The organism is Verrucomicrobiia bacterium (genome assembly GCA_019634625.1).
Classification (GTDB): domain Bacteria; phylum Verrucomicrobiota; class Verrucomicrobiia; order Limisphaerales; family CAIMTB01; genus CAIMTB01.
Map to the genome: position 1 here is coordinate 14,940 of JAHCBA010000015.1, position 18,043 is coordinate 32,982.

The 18,043-nt window shown below is 67.5% G+C and carries 12 protein-coding genes and 1 tRNA gene; 3 read left to right on the forward strand and 10 right to left on the reverse strand.

The features are described 5' to 3' along the window. Positions 1 to 155: 155 nt before the first annotated feature. Positions 156 to 908, forward strand: a complete 753-nt coding sequence (locus KF833_10845) for a PxKF domain-containing protein (GenBank protein ID MBX3745793.1) — start codon at positions 156 to 158, stop codon at positions 906 to 908. A 33-nt stretch (positions 909 to 941) separates the two neighbouring features. Here the strand turns inward: KF833_10845 and KF833_10850 are convergent, their stop codons facing one another. The 7 genes from KF833_10850 to KF833_10880 form a co-directional block, all read right to left on the reverse strand. After that, the gene (locus KF833_10850; protein ID MBX3745794.1) at positions 942 to 4,268 is read right to left on the reverse strand and encodes a protein kinase; all 3,327 of its coding nucleotides are present in this window, start codon (positions 4,266 to 4,268) and stop codon (positions 942 to 944) included. A gap of 288 nt (positions 4,269 to 4,556) precedes the next feature. Further along, positions 4,557 to 5,306: a sigma-70 family RNA polymerase sigma factor gene (locus KF833_10855; protein MBX3745795.1), complete on the reverse strand. Its 750-nt coding sequence runs from the start codon at positions 5,304 to 5,306 to the stop codon at positions 4,557 to 4,559. 269 nt (positions 5,307 to 5,575) lie between these two features. Beyond that, positions 5,576 to 6,463, reverse strand: coding sequence for a sugar phosphate isomerase/epimerase (locus tag KF833_10860; protein MBX3745796.1), 888 nt, complete (start codon positions 6,461 to 6,463; stop codon positions 5,576 to 5,578). 78 nt (positions 6,464 to 6,541) lie between these two features. Then, entirely contained in the window at positions 6,542 to 7,393 is an 852-nt protein-coding gene (locus tag KF833_10865) for an FkbM family methyltransferase (protein ID MBX3745797.1), read from the reverse strand. 97 nt (positions 7,394 to 7,490) lie between these two features. Then, positions 7,491 to 9,263 (reverse strand): excinuclease ABC subunit UvrC, encoded by a 1,773-nt coding sequence (locus tag KF833_10870; GenBank protein MBX3745798.1) that lies wholly within the window; start codon positions 9,261 to 9,263, stop codon positions 7,491 to 7,493. An 8-nt stretch (positions 9,264 to 9,271) separates the two neighbouring features. Next, positions 9,272 to 10,522 (reverse strand): hypothetical protein, encoded by a 1,251-nt coding sequence (locus tag KF833_10875; protein MBX3745799.1) that lies wholly within the window; start codon positions 10,520 to 10,522, stop codon positions 9,272 to 9,274. Between the two features lie 30 nt (positions 10,523 to 10,552). Then, on the reverse strand, positions 10,553 to 12,037 hold the full coding sequence (locus KF833_10880; protein MBX3745800.1) for a hypothetical protein: 1,485 nt from the start codon (positions 12,035 to 12,037) through the stop codon (positions 10,553 to 10,555). A gap of 487 nt (positions 12,038 to 12,524) precedes the next feature. On the opposite strand from KF833_10880, the gene KF833_10885 reads away from it, so the two are divergent. Both KF833_10885 and KF833_10890 read left to right on the forward strand, forming a co-directional pair. After that, a tRNA-Arg gene (locus tag KF833_10885) sits at positions 12,525 to 12,601 on the forward strand. Positions 12,602 to 12,897: 296 nt separating this feature from the next. Continuing rightward, positions 12,898 to 14,298 carry an MATE family efflux transporter gene (locus KF833_10890; GenBank protein MBX3745801.1) on the forward strand — a complete coding sequence of 467 codons (1,401 nt, stop codon included), beginning with the start codon at positions 12,898 to 12,900 and terminating at the stop codon, positions 14,296 to 14,298. On the opposite strand, the gene KF833_10895 is transcribed toward KF833_10890, so the two are convergent. From KF833_10895 to lpdA, 3 genes are all read right to left on the reverse strand, one after another. Continuing rightward, positions 14,271 to 15,206, reverse strand: a complete 936-nt coding sequence (locus KF833_10895; protein ID MBX3745802.1) for a DUF3445 domain-containing protein — start codon at positions 15,204 to 15,206, stop codon at positions 14,271 to 14,273. The two genes, KF833_10890 and KF833_10895, sit on opposite strands and share 28 nt — an antisense overlap. Next, positions 15,188 to 16,486, reverse strand: a complete 1,299-nt coding sequence (locus tag KF833_10900; GenBank protein ID MBX3745803.1) for a Gfo/Idh/MocA family oxidoreductase — start codon at positions 16,484 to 16,486, stop codon at positions 15,188 to 15,190. Before KF833_10900 ends, KF833_10895 begins: the two co-directional genes overlap by 19 nt. Positions 16,487 to 16,642: 156 nt before the next feature. Then, positions 16,643 to 18,031, reverse strand: a complete 1,389-nt coding sequence (gene lpdA / locus KF833_10905) for a dihydrolipoyl dehydrogenase (GenBank protein MBX3745804.1) — start codon at positions 18,029 to 18,031, stop codon at positions 16,643 to 16,645. Positions 18,032 to 18,043: the final 12 nt, after the last annotated feature.

Consider the following 18,043-nt stretch of genomic DNA (forward strand, 5'->3'; position numbering starts at 1 on the left):
GCCATTCCCGTGCGGACCGTCGTCCGAGTGGATGCGGCAGAACGATAGAACGAAACAGCCCGACCCATAAGATCATGAGAAAGTCACTACGCGCCCTCCTAGGTTCCATCCTCGCTGGCCTCCCGGCGTTCGCAGAGGACGGCCTGTTCATCCATGTGGACCCGCTCACTCAAACCTACTTCCTCAGCGGCTCGGCCACGGGACAGCCGGCAAGGCAATCACCATTCCGAGTTTTCTGGGAAAACTTCCAGCCCCAGGCGGATGAATTTGCGAGACTTCTATCGCCCGAGGCGTTTACGGTTTCCGGGAACATCATTGTCAGGGCATTTGATGGATTCATCCATGCTGGCGGCAATGTGAATGGGGCCATCGCATTCGACTCAGACAGCCTGACGACATTGACCGGCAATAAGGCGGTTCAGTTCGATTACTCCGGCTGGTCGTCAGCCCTCATCGATGAGCTGGAGAATAAGGCACTGGATGGAGAGGTGGTGGGTATGCTGGAAGGCTCGCCTGAATTCGCTCTGACATTTCGTCTGTTGGAACCGGTCGAGCCGGAGCCGTTGTCATGGTCGGGCGTGCTTTCTCCGATCCGGGCCGATGGATCCTCGGTGTTCAAGGCCGGGCGCGTGGTCCCGGTCAAGTTCCAACTCACGGGAGGGGATGGTGGCATCGTGGACCTCGAGGCCCGGCTTTACTTCACCAGGCTCCAGGGTGCGGAGGCCGGTCCGATCAACGAAGCCAGGTCGCCCGGAGCCGCCAATTCGGGGAATCTGTTCCGATACGAGCCCGGGAGCGGCGAGTACATCTTCAACTGGAGCACCAAGGGACTGAGCGCCGGTACCTACCGTCTGGAGCTGGATCTGGGCGACGGCGTGGTCCGCGAGGTCCTCGTCGGGATGCGGTGAGGCAGGGCGGGATCACGAGATGGACGCGGCGGTTCACCGTTCACGAAACGGCTGCGGGTCGGGCTGCTGTCGATCGATGAGGAACCATCGGGCCCAACGGGAGTAGAAGTCGGTCTCGCGACGGGTTTCCAGCCCGGCAAGGAGGCTGTCCCATTGCGAGGACGGAACGGGCTCGATCGTATCGTCGTCCAGAAGACGGGCGCCGGCCACGGTTTCGGCGAGTTCAGGGAACCAGGTGGGGGCGGGACGCCGGGGGAACAGGGGCTGCCAGAGGCGCACCCCGCGCCCGAGCGACGCGGTCAGGGCGTAACGGGCATGGGGCCCCAGTCGCGCTCGTCGGATCGGCGTACCGTGATCGAACCATCCGTTCAACGGCAGCCCGGATCGGGCATCCCAGACGCGCGCGTGGCCGGTGTCGTCGGCGGTGAACACGACGCGTCCGTCCTCGCTGAACTGACCGAACCACACCGCGCTGGGGTGGCGCATGGGCTCTCCCATGGGGCGTCCGTCCGCCAGGTTCCAGAGCTGGGCGATCTGGTCGCCGCCGCCCGTGAGGATCACTTGCCCGTTGGGAGCGATCTGGGAGCAGTAAACCGCCTTCTGATGGCGGAACTCGGCCAGCAGGGTACCCGACTCGACGTCCCAGAGGCGGGCGCTGCGATCGTTGGAGGCGGTGAGCAGGCGCGTTCCGTCGTGGCTGAACTGGAGCATCCAAATGACGCCCTCATGGCGGCCAGTCTGGTGACGGCGGACCGCGCGAAGCAGACGCGTGCCTTCGGCGCTGCGGGGAATTTCGGGCAAGTCCCAAAGCAGGACCTGACCGGAGACGGTCGCTGCCGCCAGGCGACGCCCGTCGGGACTGAACTCCGTGCCGACCACAGAACCCTCGTAGGCCAACGGATCGAGGACCGCGCGCCCGGTTTCGACATCGAACACCAGGACCTGGGGTGGCTCAGGGACGGTCGCCGCGTACCGGCGGCCGTCGGGAGCCAGGGCAAGATGACTGACATAGCTGGATAACGGGTGCATCCTGGACAGCAGGTCCCCCGTCTCCGGGTTCCACACCAGCACACCGGCAACCGAGGAACTGGCGAGAAGGCGGCCATCGTCCGAAATGACCAGGTCTCGAACCGGGTCTGGAATCGGCAGCACTCGGCGGATGTGCCCGTCCTCGGTGTAGAAGAGGGTCACGTTGTTCGACCTGCCCACCGCCAGCCAACGTCCATCGGGGCTGAAGCGCGCGTCGCCCAAGTGCGCATCGGTCGGCAGAAGGCGCGATGAAGGCGTCGCCATATTGAATTCCCAGAACTGCACGATCCGTTCCGAGGCGGCGGCGACCCACCGTCCGGAGGTGGACTCGACAACACTCGCGATGGCTCCGCGATATTCGACCGGTTCCAGAAGACGTTTCCCATCCTCCAAGCCGAAACAGGTCAGCAGACCCGAGCGCGCCCAGACAAAGGCCTTCGATGGATCGCGACTGACCAGCACGCCCGACGTTTCCGCAGGGGCTTGAGCGGAAACCTGGGGATGCTGCTGGACGATCGGCTCCGTGCCGCTCGACGCCGCGAGGTCGAGCGGCCACACACAGAGGAGACGCCCGCCGACACCGGCCAGGTGAGTGCTGACGATTGGTCCACCGTTTCCGGTGAAATCCCCTCTGGCGTAGTACCAGTCTGAGACGGGCGAGACAGGTTGGGCACGCCAGACCAAACGGCTCGTCGCGGTGTCGTACACACGGAGTTCGAGATTCCGGGTGCGCAGCAGGAGTCGCCCGTCGGCATTCAGGCGGATGAAGGCAGGGTCCTCGCGATCCTCTGCGGCGCCTATCCAGAGCCTCTGCAAGGTGGCGGTATCCCAGACCTCTGCGGGTCCCTCCCGAGGGCTCAGGGCCAATCGACGTCGGTCTCGAGACAGATGCACGCTCTCCCAGTCCTGGCCGGGGACTTCGCGCAGAGGTTCGGCGCCGCCATGGGCTGGCCACAGGGAGACGCCGGAACGATCGACGACGAGAATCGGTCCATGACGGGTCACGAAACCGGCCAGGGGATGTTCAAAGGTCCTGGGCAGCGTGAACAGCTCCGTTCCCGAGGCGACCGACCAGCACCGGACGCGGCCCGCGACATCGGTCGTCAAGAGCTGGGAGTCGTCCGGCGAGAGATGGATCTCCAGAACCGCAGCGTCGTTCGTGATCGGCGACCCTCGAGGGATCGGGAAGGCGTGATCGCTGAGAAGCGACAGGAGACGGGTGCTCAACTCGAGACTCTCCGGGTGCTGACGCAGGGCTCGGGCGAACCACATCAACGCCCCGGCGGTCTTGTTCTGCGCCACCAGGGCCTCGGCGCCCTGCCATTCGCGGAGGAACAGGTTGCGCGATAGCCGCGCATTCGCCTCTTCCGCGGCCTCTCGCGCCCTGACCACATGAAGCGTGAAGACCGCGCCTCCCACGCCCAAGGCCAGCAGGGCCGTGACCGCGGTGGCGATCAGGGCTGCCCAGGCCGGCCTGCGGCGAATCCATTTGCGGATCCGTTCGGGGGTTGAAGCCTTCCGCGCCAGGATGGGTTCGTGGCGCAACCAGCGCTGGAGATCTTCCGCCAACGCCGCCGCCGATTCGTAACGCGAGCCCGGTTCCTTCTCGAGACACTTCAGACAGATCGTATCGAGATCTCTCACGTCGGAGCGGGCCGTGTCCCATGTCCGGGAACGCTCGCCATGCGCCAGTCGGCTGGGCGGCGTCGGCTCGGTATCCTCCACCTGTCGGAGAATGTCGGCCGGCGACGCACCCATGAAGGGAGGGCGCCCGGCGAGCAGTTGAAACAGGATGGCCCCCAATCCGTAAACGTCGGCCGCGGTGGTGACCCGCCGCGAATTCCCCCGCGCCTGCTCGGGCGCCATGTAGGCCGGTGTTCCCATGACCGCCAGGGTGCGCGTCAGCGTGCTTTCCTTCTCCAGCAGGCGGGCCAGGCCGAAATCGGTGAGGAAAAGCGCGCCGGCATGGTCCACCAGGACGTTATTGGGTTTCAGATCGCGGTGGAGGACCCCTCGCTCGTGGGCGTAGTGGACGGCGCGGGCGAGGGTGACAACAGCCGCCGCACAGGCTCGGCGATGGGCTTCATCCGGTTCGCGAGAATGCCAGGAGGCGAGCGTGCCGCCCTCCACCAGCTTCATACTGAAGTAGGACTTGCCTTCCGCTTCACCGACTTCGTAAACGGGAACGATACTCGGGTGATCGAGCGCGGCTGCCGCTTCCGCCTCGGTCCGGAATCGCTGCTTGAAGTCGGCCGATGCGAACTCGCCCCCGGCCAGGACCTTCAAGGCGACCCAACGGTTGAGCCGGGCGTGGCGCGCGCGGTAGATCACGGCCATTCCGCCGCGCCCGATCTCCTCGTAAACCTCGTAGTCGCCAAGGCGCCGGGGGCCTGCGTCGGATCCCGCCCCGGGGGATTCCGCGGCACTTGTCCGGGTCAGGACCTGGCGCAACGCGCAACGCGCACAGAATGCGGCGCTCGACCGGGCCCCGAGCGGGACGCCGCAGCTCTGGCAGGCACGCCCGGAGTCCGTCCCGGTAATTCGTGAATCTCCGGATTTCATGTTCGTCCCCGTTACAGAAGCACCCGCCCGGAATCCCTTCGCGGGTTGGGGTCTTCGTCATTGGCTCAACGCCTCGATCAGGTCGCGCAGCTCGGATTCCGCGTCGCGAGCGTCATCGAGAGTCTGGGCCGCTTCCCGCAGCAGATGTTCGCGAAAGCGCAGGCGCATCCGATGGATTGCCGAGGTCACAGCGCTCTCGCTCAACCCGAGACGCGTGGCGGCCTCGGCGTAGGTCACTCCCGATGGATCTCCGAGCACGAAGTCGCGCAGGACCTCGAATCGGAATCCCTGGCTCGCGGCCTCACAGTCCGCCTTCAATCGATCCAGGGCCACCTCGATCAAGGTCTCGGCCCAACGGCGGTCGAAGGCCTTGTCCGGTGACGACTCATCCACCGGTTCCAACTGATACCACCGTTCCGCGGCCAACCCGTCGATCGACAAGACCTCCACGCGCCCGCCTCGCTTCAGGCGTTTGGCACGGTCCAGCTCGTTCATCAGGAAGTGGCGCGCGGACGCCAGCAGGAAGTTGCGGAAACGTCCCTTTGCCGGATGAACCCGGGCCAGATCGTTTCGCTTCAAGAGCGCCGCGAAGAAGGTCTGGGTAAGGTCCTCGGAGTCCTCGGCGGACTGCCGGTCACGCCGGAAGAACGCGTAAACCGGATACCAGTAGATCTGGCACAAGTGCAACAGCGCCTGCTCGGCTCCGGGCGACGTGCCGTCCCGCCCAGCAAGGAGCACCACACTCCAATGGGTCGTCGCGAACATCGGATTGGCATCCGAGCCTGCGGCGTGAATGTCGAAGGCCATGAGAGCGTGCCGTCGCCGCTGGGACTCCTCTTACCCGGACCCCGAACCCCTGGGCATCCCGCGGGGCATGATCGAGGTGTTCATGGGCCATGTGGGACCCATCGCGGGATCAAGGGCTTTCCCCCGGACGGAATACTCCAGTTCGTCCGGGTTGTTGCCGCCCTGGTGGCGGCAGGTCGGGATGGGGCTGCGAATGCAGGCAAGACACCTGCGAGCCGACATCTGCGTTCCTCGCAGCGCGCGAAAGCACCCCGATATCCACTGCATGATCAACCGTTGGTCCGGATGTCCGCGATCAGGGCATCGAGGCGGCAACCGTACTCGACGAAGTTCGCGCGGGTGGCGTCGTCGTTGGCGGCCTGGGACTGGGCATCGTGGAAGACGACCACCATGTGGGGTTCGATGGAAATCGCCTCCTCATACCCGCGGTGGAGGGCGTCGGCGAGGATGCGGCGGACGGCGCCTTCCCCCTCGCCGGGCCAGGTGTAGTCGGCGTCGCTTTTGCCGGGATTCCAGGTGGCGTCCTTGACGTGGATGTGGACCACGTGGTCGCGCACATGTTCCCAGAACTCCCACGGGTCCTGGCGCGGCCACGGCTTGGGCTTCGAGCGGTCGGGATTGAAGACGGGATTGGCGGTGTCGAACACCCAGCGCAGGCCGGGACAGCGGTCGAGCAGTTCGAGGGCGTGCTGCCAGCTCATGCCGCCGTAGTTCATGCAGTTCTCGTGGACCGGGGTCAGCCCGGCATCGAGGAAGCGCTGGGTGACCTCCCGCACCCGGTCGAAGACCACCTTGGGAATGCTGTGGGCATCGTCGGCCGGTTTGAAGCTCATGATCCGGACGAAGCGGGTGCCCAGCCGCTGCATCCGGGGCAGGCATCGTTCCACCTCGGCGAGCGTGACCTCCCAGGGTGTCTCGATGGTCTTGGCCCAGTTCATGATCGTGGAGCCGAAGCAGTACACGCCGACGCCGGATTCGGCGAGGCGGGCGGCGGCCTGATCGAAGGCCGCGTCGGGGAGATCGTGGAAGTTCGCCTTGGGAACGCCCGGGAGTTGCACGCCCCGCATTTCAAGCTGGTTCCAGCCGAGTTCGCGGACCGCGGCAATCTGGGAATCCAGGAGACTGCCTGCTTCGTCGCCGATGCCGGTGAGGATCATGGGCAAGTGGTAACCTCGAACCCGCCTGCGGTGCCAGCGGAACCGCACCCTGAGGAGGCCGCGAATTGCTGGAGCGGGTTATGGGGTGCGGGGGTGGAGGGCGAGGAAGCGGGCGATCGGCGGTTCGAGGAGGGATGGAGGGGAGCAGGGTTGGTCGCCGATGAGGAACGTGCGGTAGCCGAAGGCGGAGAGGCGGTCGAGGACGGCGGCGGGGTCGGCGCCGCGTTCGCGGATCATGGCATTGTGAAGTTCGAGGAAGAGCGGGGTGCGGCGTTCGCCGAAGGTGAGCGGCCCGCCGGCGAGGACATCGGATTCGAGGCCTTCGACGTCGATTTTCACAAGGGTGGGGGGGTCTTCGAGGGATTGGGCGAGGGAATCGACGGTGCGCAGGGGCAGGGTGAGGCGGTCGGCCCGGGGATGGTTGCGGGGCAGGACCATGTAGCCCGCCCCGGTGAGCCCGGTTTCGACCAGTTCGATCTGGCCATCCCGGGCCCCGACGGCGGCCTGGAGGAAGGTGAGGCGGTCCGTCCAGCCGTTGAGGCGGGCGATGCGGGCGACCATGGCGCGGGCCTCGGACGATGGGTCCACGCCCAGGACACGGGAACCCGGGGCGCCGTAGTGGAGGGTGGCGCCGCAGAAGATTCCGAAATGGCAGCCGACATCGAGGAGGTTCACCCGGCCGGCCGCGCGGAGGTGACGGACGAAATCATCGAACTCACGGATCTGGGGGGGGTCCTGGGACTGGAGGTGGAAGGCACGTTCGACGGCGTTGCGGGGACAACGGAGGGTCCAGTCGGTCCGCACGGGATGGGCGATCGGGGGACGCCAGGCGTTGAGGATCCAGCGGGCGGTCTGGCGGGGGGATCGCAGCCAATTGCGAATCCTGCGGGGCACGATCGTGCGGGTCAGGGAACGCAGGACCGTCGTCACGCGGGCGAGGGTAGCGACGGGCGGGCGGGGAGACGACCGCGAATGCGGGGAATGCGGGGAATGCAGGAAGTATGGGAGCGGGGCATTGCCCCTCCAATCAGGGGCCGCGGGCGGCGAGGAACTCGAGGAGGCGGGTGGCGGTGGCGCCGCCGAAGCCGGGGACGGAGGCGATTTCCTCGAGGGACGCCCGCTTGAGGCGCTGGACGGAGCCGAAGCGTCGCAGGAGGGCCTGTTTGCGGATCTCGCCCATGCCGGGGAATTCGTCGAGGAGGCTTTCGCTGATGCGCTTGAGGCGAAGCTGGGCGTTGAAGGTGTTGGCGAAGCGGTGCGCCTCGTCGCGGACGCGCTGGAGGAGCCGCACGGCGGGGCGATCGAGGCCGAGCCGTAGGGGTTCGCGGTCGCCCGGACGATGGATTTCCTCGAACTCCTTGGCGAGGCCCACCACGGGGATGGCGCCGAGACCCAGTTTCTCGAGTTCAGCGAGGGCGGCGCCGAGCTGGCCTTTGCCCCCGTCGATGAGAATCAGGTCCGGGTACCGGGGCTGGCTTGGGGGTTTGGCGGGCGACGCGGCTTCCGTGGGGGGATCGGAAGGGGACGGGGTCGATGGGGAATCGGGATCGTCGTCCGGGGGGGCGGGGGCGGGTGGCTTGCGGGACCGTCGCGAAGCAATGCCCATGGCGGCGGCGTCGGTATCAGATCGGGGCGGGCGTCCGGCGAAGGCGGCGCTGATGTCGTTGGCGGCGCGTTGGAGTTCCTGGGGGCTGGCGGTGCCGCCTTCGTCGCGGGGTTCGCCGGTGGCTGCCGGGCTGGGGAGGATGGAGGAGGCTTTCGATTCGACCTCGCGGCGCAGGCGGGCGTAGCGGCGGCGGACGGTTTCGGCCATGCAGGCGAAGTCGTCCTGCTGGGTGACGGACTTTATGCGGAAGCGGCGATAATTGGAGCGGTCGGGGCGGCCGCGCCAGAAGCTGACGAGGGAAGCGACCATGAAGGTGCCGCTAATGTTGGAGATATCGAAGCCTTCGATGCGGGCGGGGAGGGCGGGGAGGTCGAGGGCACGGGCCAGATCGGCGAGATCCGATTCGGGGTCGAGGGCGACGGGGAGGGTGTAGGGGATGCGCTCGAACTTGCCGGTCTTCTGGGTGGAACGTTTGAGGTCGGTGACGGCGTCGCGGAGCTGGGCGGCTTTTTCGAAGTCGAGGCGGGCGGCGGCCTTCTTCATCTCGGCCTCGAAGTCGGCGATGAGTTCGTCGCACTGGCCGGCCATGAAGTCGCAGGCGGCCTGGACCTGGGCGAGGTACTGGTCGCGGGAGACATTGCCGATGCAGGGGGCGGTGCAGTACTTGAGGTTGGCGTAGAGGCAGTGGCGGTAATCGGATTCGCCGGGCTGGAGGGGGCGGCAGCCGCGGAGATGAAAACGGCGGCGCAGGACCGCGAGGGTGCGGCGGACGGAGCCGGAATGGGCGAAGGGACCGAAGTAGAGGCTGCCGTCGTCGTGGCGCAGCCGGGTGAGGGTGAAGCGGGGGATGGGATCCTGAAGATTGACCTTGAGCAGGAGGAAGCGTTTGTCGTCGCGGAAGTCGATGTTGAAGCGGGGCTGGAACTCCTTGATGAGCCTGCCTTCGAGGAGGAGGGCCTCGGCCTCGGATTTCACCACGTGCCAGTCCACGTCGTGGATGGACTCGACCAGGGCGTTGAGGCGGAGGTCCCAGGCGAGGCGGCGGGAGGGTTGGAAGTAGGTGCTGACGCGTTTGCGCAGATCGCGGGCCTTGCCGACGTAGAGGACGCGGCCGAAGCGGTCCTTGTGGAGGTAGATGCCCGGCCGATGGGGGAGTTGCGCGAGCTTTTCGCGGATTGCGGGGGTGACGGGCATGGACGCGGTCAGGGTTCCGGGGCGGGCTGGCAGCGGTGGAGCGTCATGAGGGCGAAGGCGGTGCCGTAGGGCTGGTGGTAGTTGTAGAGGGGATAGTCCCACCAGGAACCGTCCTTCTCCTGGAGATCGAGGAGGAGCGCGGCGAGCTGGGGGCGGAAGTGGTTGGCGACGGCGGGTTCGAGGAGTTCGAGGCAGCGGGCGGCGTAGTAGTGGCCGTAGTAATAGAAGTAGCCGGCGACCTCGAACCAGGACTCGTGGGGGATGGGGCGTTTGCGGCCGAAGGAGAGCCAGTCGTTGCGGTCGATCAGGCGCTGGAGCCAGTCCGTGACGACGGTGTCGGTGACCTGGGAATCGCCCCAGAGGCGGAGGGCGAGGTTGCAGGTCTGGGAACGTCCGAGGCTGCCGGCGGCGCGGTTAATGGGGCGCATGGGCCGGTGTTTGAGATACTCGCCGTAGAGGTAGGAGTGGTCGGGCTTGCGCTGGCGATGGATGGAGTCAACGGCACGGCGGACGAGGTCGTCGGGGATTTCCACGCCGGTCTGGCGGGCGTCGTGGAAGGCGATGAGGACCGTGGCGGAGACGAAGCTGAGAGTGTCGGCGGCGGGACGTTGGGCGCCGACGCGGAAGTCGTAGTAGCCCCAGCCGCCGTCCACGGATTCGTAGCGGCGCAACCGGTCGATCTGGTCGAGGAGGAGTTCCCGGATGCGTTCCTGGCGGAAGGTGTCGGAGGCGGCGCGTCCGTGCATGGCGGCGAGGGCCTGGAGGGCGTAGGCGTGGGTCCAGATGTTGTAGATGGCCGTGGCGTCGGCGCGGCGGACCCGGGGGAGAAATTCCAGGAACCACGCCTCGGCGCGATCGAGGACGGGGCCGGCCTCGGTGAGCCGTGCCGGGGCGTCGGTTTCGATCAGGGCCGCAATGGCGAGGGCGGTGACGGCGGCGCGGAAGGCGTGATGGGCGCCGGGGACGGGGGCGTAGATGTTGAGGTCCTTGGTGCGGTGCGGGGAGCCCCAGGAACCGTCGGGGTTCTGGGAGGTCACTAGGAACGCGATGCCGCGGTCGAGGCTTTCATCGATGGAGGGGGCGGCTTCGGTGGCGGGGGTGGAAGGAGGGATCAGGATGGCGAGGAGGAAGGCGAGGAGGATGGGGAGGGTGGAGGGGGCAGGAACGGAGGGAGTCGCATGGGATGGGAGCATGGGTTGGCCGGACTCGAGGGAGCCGGGTCCTCCGAGGGCTTGGGGACGATGTGGGGGGATGGGCATGGCGCCGGGGGGTGGGCGGGTTTCGCCCGGCTACTCGGCCGGGGCGGGAACGAGGCGGTCCCCTTCGGAGAGGCCTTCCACGATCTCGACGTGGGCGGCATCGGATTCGCCGATCGTGACGGCATGCTTTTGCGGGGCGCCGGTGCCGGTGTCGCGCCAGACGTGACGGGAGGCACCCTCGCCGAAGACGAGGGTGCGGGGGGCGAGCAGGATGCCGGGTTTGGGGGCGTCGGGGAGGGTCACCTTGCAGAGGAGGCCGGGGACGAAGCGGCCCGTTTCGGAAGCCGGTACGGAGAGGCGGGCTTCGAAGCCGCCGCCGGGGAGGGGAACGGGATGGACGGAATCGAGGGTGACCGGGAGGCGCCGGTCGGGGGCGGAGACGGGGACGGCTTCGCCGCGGAGCCATGGGCGGGCCTGGGCGAGCTGGGATTCGGTGAGCGTGGCGGTGAGGTGGAGCGGGGCGGGTTCCACGAGGGTGATGAAGACTTCGGACGGGGCGAGTTTTCCGCCGGGGACGAGTTTGCGGGCGAGGTTCTGGGCCTGGGTCCAGCGGCCGTTTTCAGAGGGGCCATGGTACACGATGCCGTCGTGGGGGGCACGGACCTCGAAGGATTCGAGGTCGGCGTGGAGTTCCTTGAGGCGGCGTTCGGCGAGTTCGCGATCGTGGCGGAGTTGATCGACGTCGAGGCGTTTGCGGGCGAGGGCGCGGGGGAGGGTGGACTCGGCCAGGGCGAGGGCGGCGGATTCGTCTCGGTGCCGGATGCGGAGGGAATCGTGTTCGCGGGGGATGAAGACGGTGAGTTCGCGTTCGGTATGGAGCCGGGTGGATTCGAGGGCCAGACGGGCGGCCTCGACCTCGAAGCGCTGGCGTTTGAGGATGATCTCCTCGGTCTCCTCGGTGAGGTCATCGGCCAGGTACATCTTCTCGAGTTGCTTCAGTTCCTCGGCGGCATTCTCGAGCCGTTGCTCGGCGCTGCGGACGCGGAACCGGGCGAGGCGTTCGCGGTCGGGACGTCCGGTTTCGCGGAAATAGTGCAGATCCTCCTCGGCGACGCGGAGGGCGCGGTGGGCGGCTTCGAGGCGGTGGGGGGTGGTGGACTCGAGATGCTCCAGTTCGGCGCGGGCCACGGCGAGGGCGGTTTCGGAGGCGGGCCGTTTGCGATCGAGGGCATCGATTTCGTCACGGAGCCTGCGGGTGTCGAGGCGGAGGAGCAGATCGCCCTTGCGGACGCGCGAACCGTGGGCGGCGGCTTCGAGGACGGTGAGATCCGACCAGGCCCGGGGTTCGAGGCGGAGCGGGGTGGCGGAGGCGGGTTCGAAGACGGCCTCGAAGCCGAGGGTGGCATCGAGGGCGCCGCGGGTGACGACATGAGGGCGGGACGGGGCGGCGGCGGGTTCGATGGCCGCGGCGTGCAGGGGGAGGCCCGGGGCTGGCGCCAAGGCAAGCGCGAGGGCGATGGAACGGACGGATACGGGCCGGCGAGAAGCTGGGTTCAACAGGGCGAGCAGGTTCATGCTTGAGGGTCGGTAGGGTACAGCGATGGGGCGCGATCTGTCAGGCAGGATCCGGATCCGGGCGCAGCACGCGGTGCATCCCGAAGTGGTGCGTGAGGAGGCAGCGAATCGGAGGGACGAGCTCCGCGAGTCCTCCACCGAAACGTCGCGGCCCGGAGCGCGGACAGCCGTGTCCGCGCGTTTCGTGACCCGGCCGGGGCGGTGCGGACAGGGCTGTCCGCGCTCCAGACGAGAGAGGGGCGCCCGACCTGATCATCCTCCGTGGAGCACGCCTGGGATGTTCGCTTGGTCCCTTGCTCTGCCGTAGGGCCCGGCGAGAAGCTCTCCTGACGCCATCGTGCGACGATCCGGCAGACCACCGGGGCGGGGGGGCAGATCGGTACGCGAGGCAATTCATTGGGGATCGATCCTGGCGAATCCGCTTGCGTGCGACCCTCAGTCTGGCGAAGTAGATCCCGGACGGGTCGGAACGAACAAGTTTGGCCAAGCGCCCGTAGCTCAGTTGGATAGAGCAGCTGCCTTCTAAGCAGCGGGCCGCGTGTTCGAATCACGCCGGGCGCGCCAACAGCATCAAGGGCTTGGGGCGATGCCCCTCACGACAGCGGCCCCGGGCGAAGGGACGAAGAGCTGTGCTGCAACCGCGCACCAACGGAACCGGGCTCCGCCGTTGACAGTGCGTCCGTTCTTCTCCTAGGGTCGCTCCACGATGAAACGGGCTCGTCTCCGCAATCCTCTCGTCGCCGCAGCGTGCGGCGGGGGAACGGCGTGACCGGCCTGCAGGTTTCCGGCCATCGTCCCTCCTCCACCCGCTCGGATGACTGAGCGGGTTTTGTTGTCTCGATGCCTTGTCGTTCCCTGGAATGAGTTCCCTTGTCCTGCCGAGAACCTGGTGGTCCGAGTGCCGGACCACCGTCCGACTGGCCATCCCGCTCATCGTGGGACAGCTCAGTCAGATGCTGATGGGCCTTACCGACACGCTGATGATCGGGTGGGTCGGGGTCAGCGAACTCGCCGCATCGGCGTTCGCCAACAATCTGCTGTACCTCCCGCTGATGTTCGGGATCGGGATGTCGGCGGCGGTATCGGTGCGGGTCTCGCAGGCCCGCGGCCGGCAGGATCCGGACGGGGCAGGGGAGGCGCTTCGGCACGGATTCCACATCACGATGGTGCTGGGGGTGATCACGGTGGTGGGTGCGCTGGGCCTGCTGCCCTTGCTGGATCTGTTCCGGCAGGACCCTGCGGTGATCGAGCATGTGCCGGTCTATTTCGTGCTGGTGGCGGTTTCGATGATTCCGGCCATGGGAGCCATGGCGGTGAAGAATCACGCCGACGGCATGAACCGTCCGTGGCCTGTGTTCTGGATCACCTTTGGCGGGGTGATGCTCAACGTGGTCCTGAACTGGCTGTTCATCTTCGGTCGGGCGGGCTGCCCGGCCCTGGGCCTGGAGGGCGCGGGACTGGCGACGCTGCTGGCTCGTCTGGTGACGCTGTGGGCCATGCTGGCGTGGTGCCGCCAGGATGCCGGTTTGCGCGCGTGGATCCCGCGTCACTGGTTCCGGCGGCCGGACCGGACGGCGATCCGGGATCTGCTGAAGATCGGATTTCCCACCAGCATGCAACTGCTGGCGGAGGTGAGTGCGTTCGTGATGGCGACCCTGATCATCGGAGGCATGGGGGCGGAATCCCTGGCGGCGCACCAGGTCGCCATTTCCTGCGCGGCAACGGTCTTCATGGTGCCACTGGGGATCTCGATGGCGCTGACCGTCCGCGTCGGGGAGGCATGGGGTGCCCGCCAACTGGCGCGCCTGCGACCGATCATTCTCAGCGGATGGGCCCTGGCCACGGCGTTCACGCTTCTCAGCGCGACGTCGTTTGTCCTGTTCAATGAGGCCATCGCGGGGCTGTTTTTGTCGGAAGGGCAGGGGGCCAACGTGGCCGCGGCGCTGCTGCTGGTGGCGGCGGCCTTCCAGTTCTGCGACGCCCTGCAGATTGTCGCGGTGGGTGGGTTGCGCGGGATGAACGACGTGAAGGTGCCGGCGTGGATTGCCTTTGGTGCCTACTGGGTGGTCTCGCTGCCCCTCGGTTGCTGGTTTGCCTTCCGCCTGGATCTCGGCGTCAGCGGCATGTGGTGGGGCATTACGGTTGGCCTGACCCTGACGGCGATCGCTTTTGGCGGGCGACTTCTCAGGCGAACCCGACAGGGCTGGGATCAGGTTCCCAAGGTGTTCGAGGGTCAGAGCCGGGTGCCGACCGGGGCCTGATCGGAGCCGGTCAGCACCCGGATCAGTTCATCGCGAACGTCGGCCAAACCCTTATAGCGGGCCATGGCTTCGGGCATGGTCTGCAAGGCGCGCGCCAATCCGGAAGCGAGGGCGGGGTTGCGCCGGAAGTCGTCGATCGGGGACTGCTCGATGCGAATGCCGAACAGGATGCCGTCGGATTCGGGGAGGGCGACGAGGGCCTGATGTTCGATTCGAACCCAGACGCCCGCCGGGTCGAGGGGCGGGGTCAGGCGCGGCAGTCGGCGCAAGGGGTGCTGATTCCGCTCGGGCGAGGCGGCAATCCCCCAGTTGGCCCGGAGCCAGGCGATACCTTCCGGCAACCGCTGCAGGAACCGTTCGATGGCGTCGCCCAGGGCCGGGTTCAATCCGGGGACCACCTGATGGATGGCCTCGATCGGGAGCCCGATCCGCTCCTCCGGGGCCCACGAGGACGGAAAACAAACAAGCCCCGCCACCATGCGATGGCCCGCCGTGCCGCGCGTCAGCCAGATGAGGTCGGGTTCGAGGGGCGCTGTCAGGTCCCAGACCGATGACGGCTGCGACGATCCCGCATCGGGCGTATCTCCGGGCCGCAGGACACCCCACGATCGCATCAGCGCGTCGCACTCACGGATCAGAGGGTCGGCTTCGGGCAGGCGGATCGCGTGACGTTCCGGGAAGGACTGCATCCAGCGGGCCCGTTCGGCCAGGCTCACGGGATCGGCTTCCCAGGATCCGAAGAAGTCGCCCGGTTCGGCACGTTGCAGTTTCAGGCGATGGCCGTAATCGGTGTCGGGAAACACCTGTTCCAGGGGGAGCAGGGCAGGGGCCCTGCCCCCGCAGATCCGGCCGTGGGAGGGCGGCGATGGGGTCTGGGCTGCGACGGGGTTTAGAGGGTCGGGCGCCATTCGCTTCGATACTCGCGGGACCACAAGGCCGTGACCGCGGGAGCGGGCCGCGGTTGGCGGGTGGCCGCGTTGAGGTGGATCCCGGTCCGGAGGCGCTGGGCCAGATTCCCCAGATGAACCCACAAGGCGCTGAGTTGTCCGTCGTCGATGCCGGCACTGGGCAACCGGCCGCGGTGGGTCACGGCATCGAGAAAGTTCGCCACGTGGGGAGCCAGTGAAACCGTTCCCGGCACCCGTTCCACGAGGCGGCCCTCGCGGTCTTCGATGCGGTAGCCGGCGTCGTCGAGAACCAGGGAGCCGCTGGTCCCTTGAAACCGCACGCCGCCGGGGCTGCCCTCGACGGGCCGGGGAAGACAGCTCCGGTGTTCCCACACCACGAAGCGCTCGCCGAAGTCGAAGGTCGTCACCTGGGTGTCGGCGGTTTCCTGGTCGTCCTCGTAGGCGGCCCGCATGCCGGCCGAAGCGACCCGGGACGGACAGCCGAGGTCGAGAGCCCAACGGGCCAGATCGAGCCAGTGAATACCCGTGGCTCCCAGTTCTCCGGTGCCCCAATGCCACATCCAGCGCCAGCCGCCGTGAACGAGGTTGTCCCGAAACGGCCGGTCCGGCGCCGGACCCTGCCACATCCCGAATTCGAGCCAGTCCGGAACGGGAGCCAGCCGCCCGAAGCCCATGCCCGGACGTTGGTCGGTGTGCCAGGCATGGGCTGTGAGGGGCATTCCCACCGCGCCCTCCTGGAGGCGCCGGACCGCCTCGATCACCCATGGGAGACTTCGGCGCTGAAGTCCGCACTGGACGACGGTTCGGGATCGGCGGGCGGCTTGGATGAGCCACTCGGTCTCGCGCGGATTATGGGAGCCCGGGCTCTCGAGATAGAGGTGTTTGCCGGCTTGCAGTGTGCGGAGTCCGGCCACGGCGCTCCAGTGATCCGGCGTGGCCACCACCACGGCCTGGAGCCGTCGATCGTCCAGGAGTTGACGGAGGTCGTGGGTCGTCCGGAACGGACGGGCCTGCCGTTCGCGCATCCACGGCGTGACGGTCTCGAACGTGCGTCGATCGACGTCGCAGAGCCACGTGACCACCACGCGCCCGGTGGCCAGGAACTCGCGCAGGAGCCGGGAGCCGTGGCCGTGAAGGCCGATCAAGGCGATTTCGAGCGGTTCCGGGGTTTGGCCCCGGACCGGGAGGAAGAACGGGGCAACGCCCAGAGGCACGGCGCGACGGAGGAAGGACCGCCGGTCGATCGGCGCGGGGATTGTGGGATGAGGAGGCGCCGCCATGCCGGAACGGATGCTGAACTGCGCAGCGCCAGGATCAACCCTCCCAATTATTGCGCACAATGCTTGTTAGGTTTTCTAAACAGGGCCTGGTTCGGCAGGTCGGGTCGGATGGCTGCGGCGGTTCGTCGTGGCTGGGGTCCGGCGCGTGCCGTCGGTTCACAGGTGCAATGCGCGTCCGTCCACAGCCAGGGCCGCCTCCTTCACAACTTCGGCCAGCGTTGGATGCGCATGGCAGCAGCGCGCGATGTCCTCGCTGCTGGCCCCGAACGCCATGGCCGCCGCGGCTTCGGCGATCAGGTCGCCGGCCCGGGGTCCGATGATGTGCACGCCCAGGACGCGGTCGGTCTGCTCGTGGGCCAATACCTTGACGCGCCCTTCGGTCTGGCCCAGCGCCCGGGCACGGCCGTTGGCGGCGAACGGAAAGACGCCCTTGCGATACGGGGTTTCGGAAGCCTTCAGGTCCTCCTCGGACCGTCCGACCGTCGCGATTTCCGGATGGGTGTACACCACGCCCGGGATGGTGTTGTAGTCCACATGACCATGGCCGGAAACCAGCGTCTCGGCGAAGGCCACGCCTTCCTCCTCGGCCTTGTGGGCCAGCATGGGTCCCGGGATGACGTCGCCGATGGCGTAGAGGCCGGGTTTCTCGGTCTGAAAGCGCTCGTTGACCGGGATGCGGCCGCGCTCGTCGAGTTGGATGCCAACGGACTCGAGCCCCAGTCCGTCGGTGTTGGGACGTCGCCCGACGGCCACCAGGACCCGATCCGCCTCGAGGGATTCGTCGTCGTTGAGGGTGATGGTGCAGCCCTGGTCCAGGGTGCGGACGCCGGTCACCTTGGTGTTGAGGCGGAATGCGAGGCCCTGTTTCTCGAACAGCTTGCGCGCTTCGGCGGCGATTTCGGCGTCCATGCCGGGCAGGATGCGGTCGAGGTACTCGATGACCGTGACCTTCGCGCCGAGGCGCCGCCAGACCGAGCCGAGTTCGAGTCCGATATAACCGGCACCGATCACCGCCAGATGGCCGGGGACGGCCTCGAAGTCGAGGGCCTCGGTGCTGGTGACGACGGTTTTGCCGTCGAGGGCGACGCCGGGCAGCGACACCGGGACGCTGCCGGTGGCGATGAGGATGTTCGGGGCCTGCAGGGCGACCGGTTCGTCCCCGCCCCGAACCTGCACCACGCCTTCGGGCGCGAGGGTGGCGTGGCCGCGGTAGCGGGTGACGCGGTTCTTCTTGAGCAGGCCTTCGACGCCCTTGGTCAGCGTGGTGACGACCTGGCGCTTGCGCTGGAGCATTGCGGCGAGATCGAGGCGGAGGTTGTCCGCCAGCACGCCATGTTTGGCGAGGGTCAGGCGGGCGTCTTCGAAGCGTTCGCTGGATTCGAGGAGGGCCTTGCTGGGGATGCAGCCCACGCGCAGGCAGGTGCCGCCGAGTTCCGGTTCCTTTTCGACACAGGCGACGCGCAGACCGAGTTGCGCGGCGCGGATGGCGGCGACGTAGCCGCCGGGACCGGCACCGATGACGACGAGATCGTAGGACTGGGACATGGCGCGGGAGCG

Bases quoted from the DNA above. Each gene is read 5' to 3' on its own strand.
- KF833_10870 (MBX3745798.1), bottom strand. From the start codon at position 9,263: ATGCCCGTCACCCCCGCAATCCGCGAAAAGCTCGCGCAACTCCCCCAT.
- KF833_10890 (MBX3745801.1), top strand. From the start codon at position 12,898: ATGAGTTCCCTTGTCCTGCCGAGAACCTGGTGGTCCGAGTGCCGGACC.
- KF833_10880 (MBX3745800.1), bottom strand. From the start codon at position 12,037: ATGAACCTGCTCGCCCTGTTGAACCCAGCTTCTCGCCGGCCCGTATCC.
- KF833_10895 (MBX3745802.1), bottom strand. From the start codon at position 15,206: ATGGCGCCCGACCCTCTAAACCCCGTCGCAGCCCAGACCCCATCGCCG.
- KF833_10875 (MBX3745799.1), bottom strand. From the start codon at position 10,522: ATGCCCATCCCCCCACATCGTCCCCAAGCCCTCGGAGGACCCGGCTCC.
- KF833_10855 (MBX3745795.1), bottom strand. From the start codon at position 5,306: ATGGCCTTCGACATTCACGCCGCAGGCTCGGATGCCAATCCGATGTTC.
- lpdA (MBX3745804.1), bottom strand. From the start codon at position 18,031: ATGTCCCAGTCCTACGATCTCGTCGTCATCGGTGCCGGTCCCGGCGGC.
- KF833_10860 (MBX3745796.1), bottom strand. From the start codon at position 6,463: ATGATCCTCACCGGCATCGGCGACGAAGCAGGCAGTCTCCTGGATTCC.
- KF833_10900 (MBX3745803.1), bottom strand. From the start codon at position 16,486: ATGGCGGCGCCTCCTCATCCCACAATCCCCGCGCCGATCGACCGGCGG.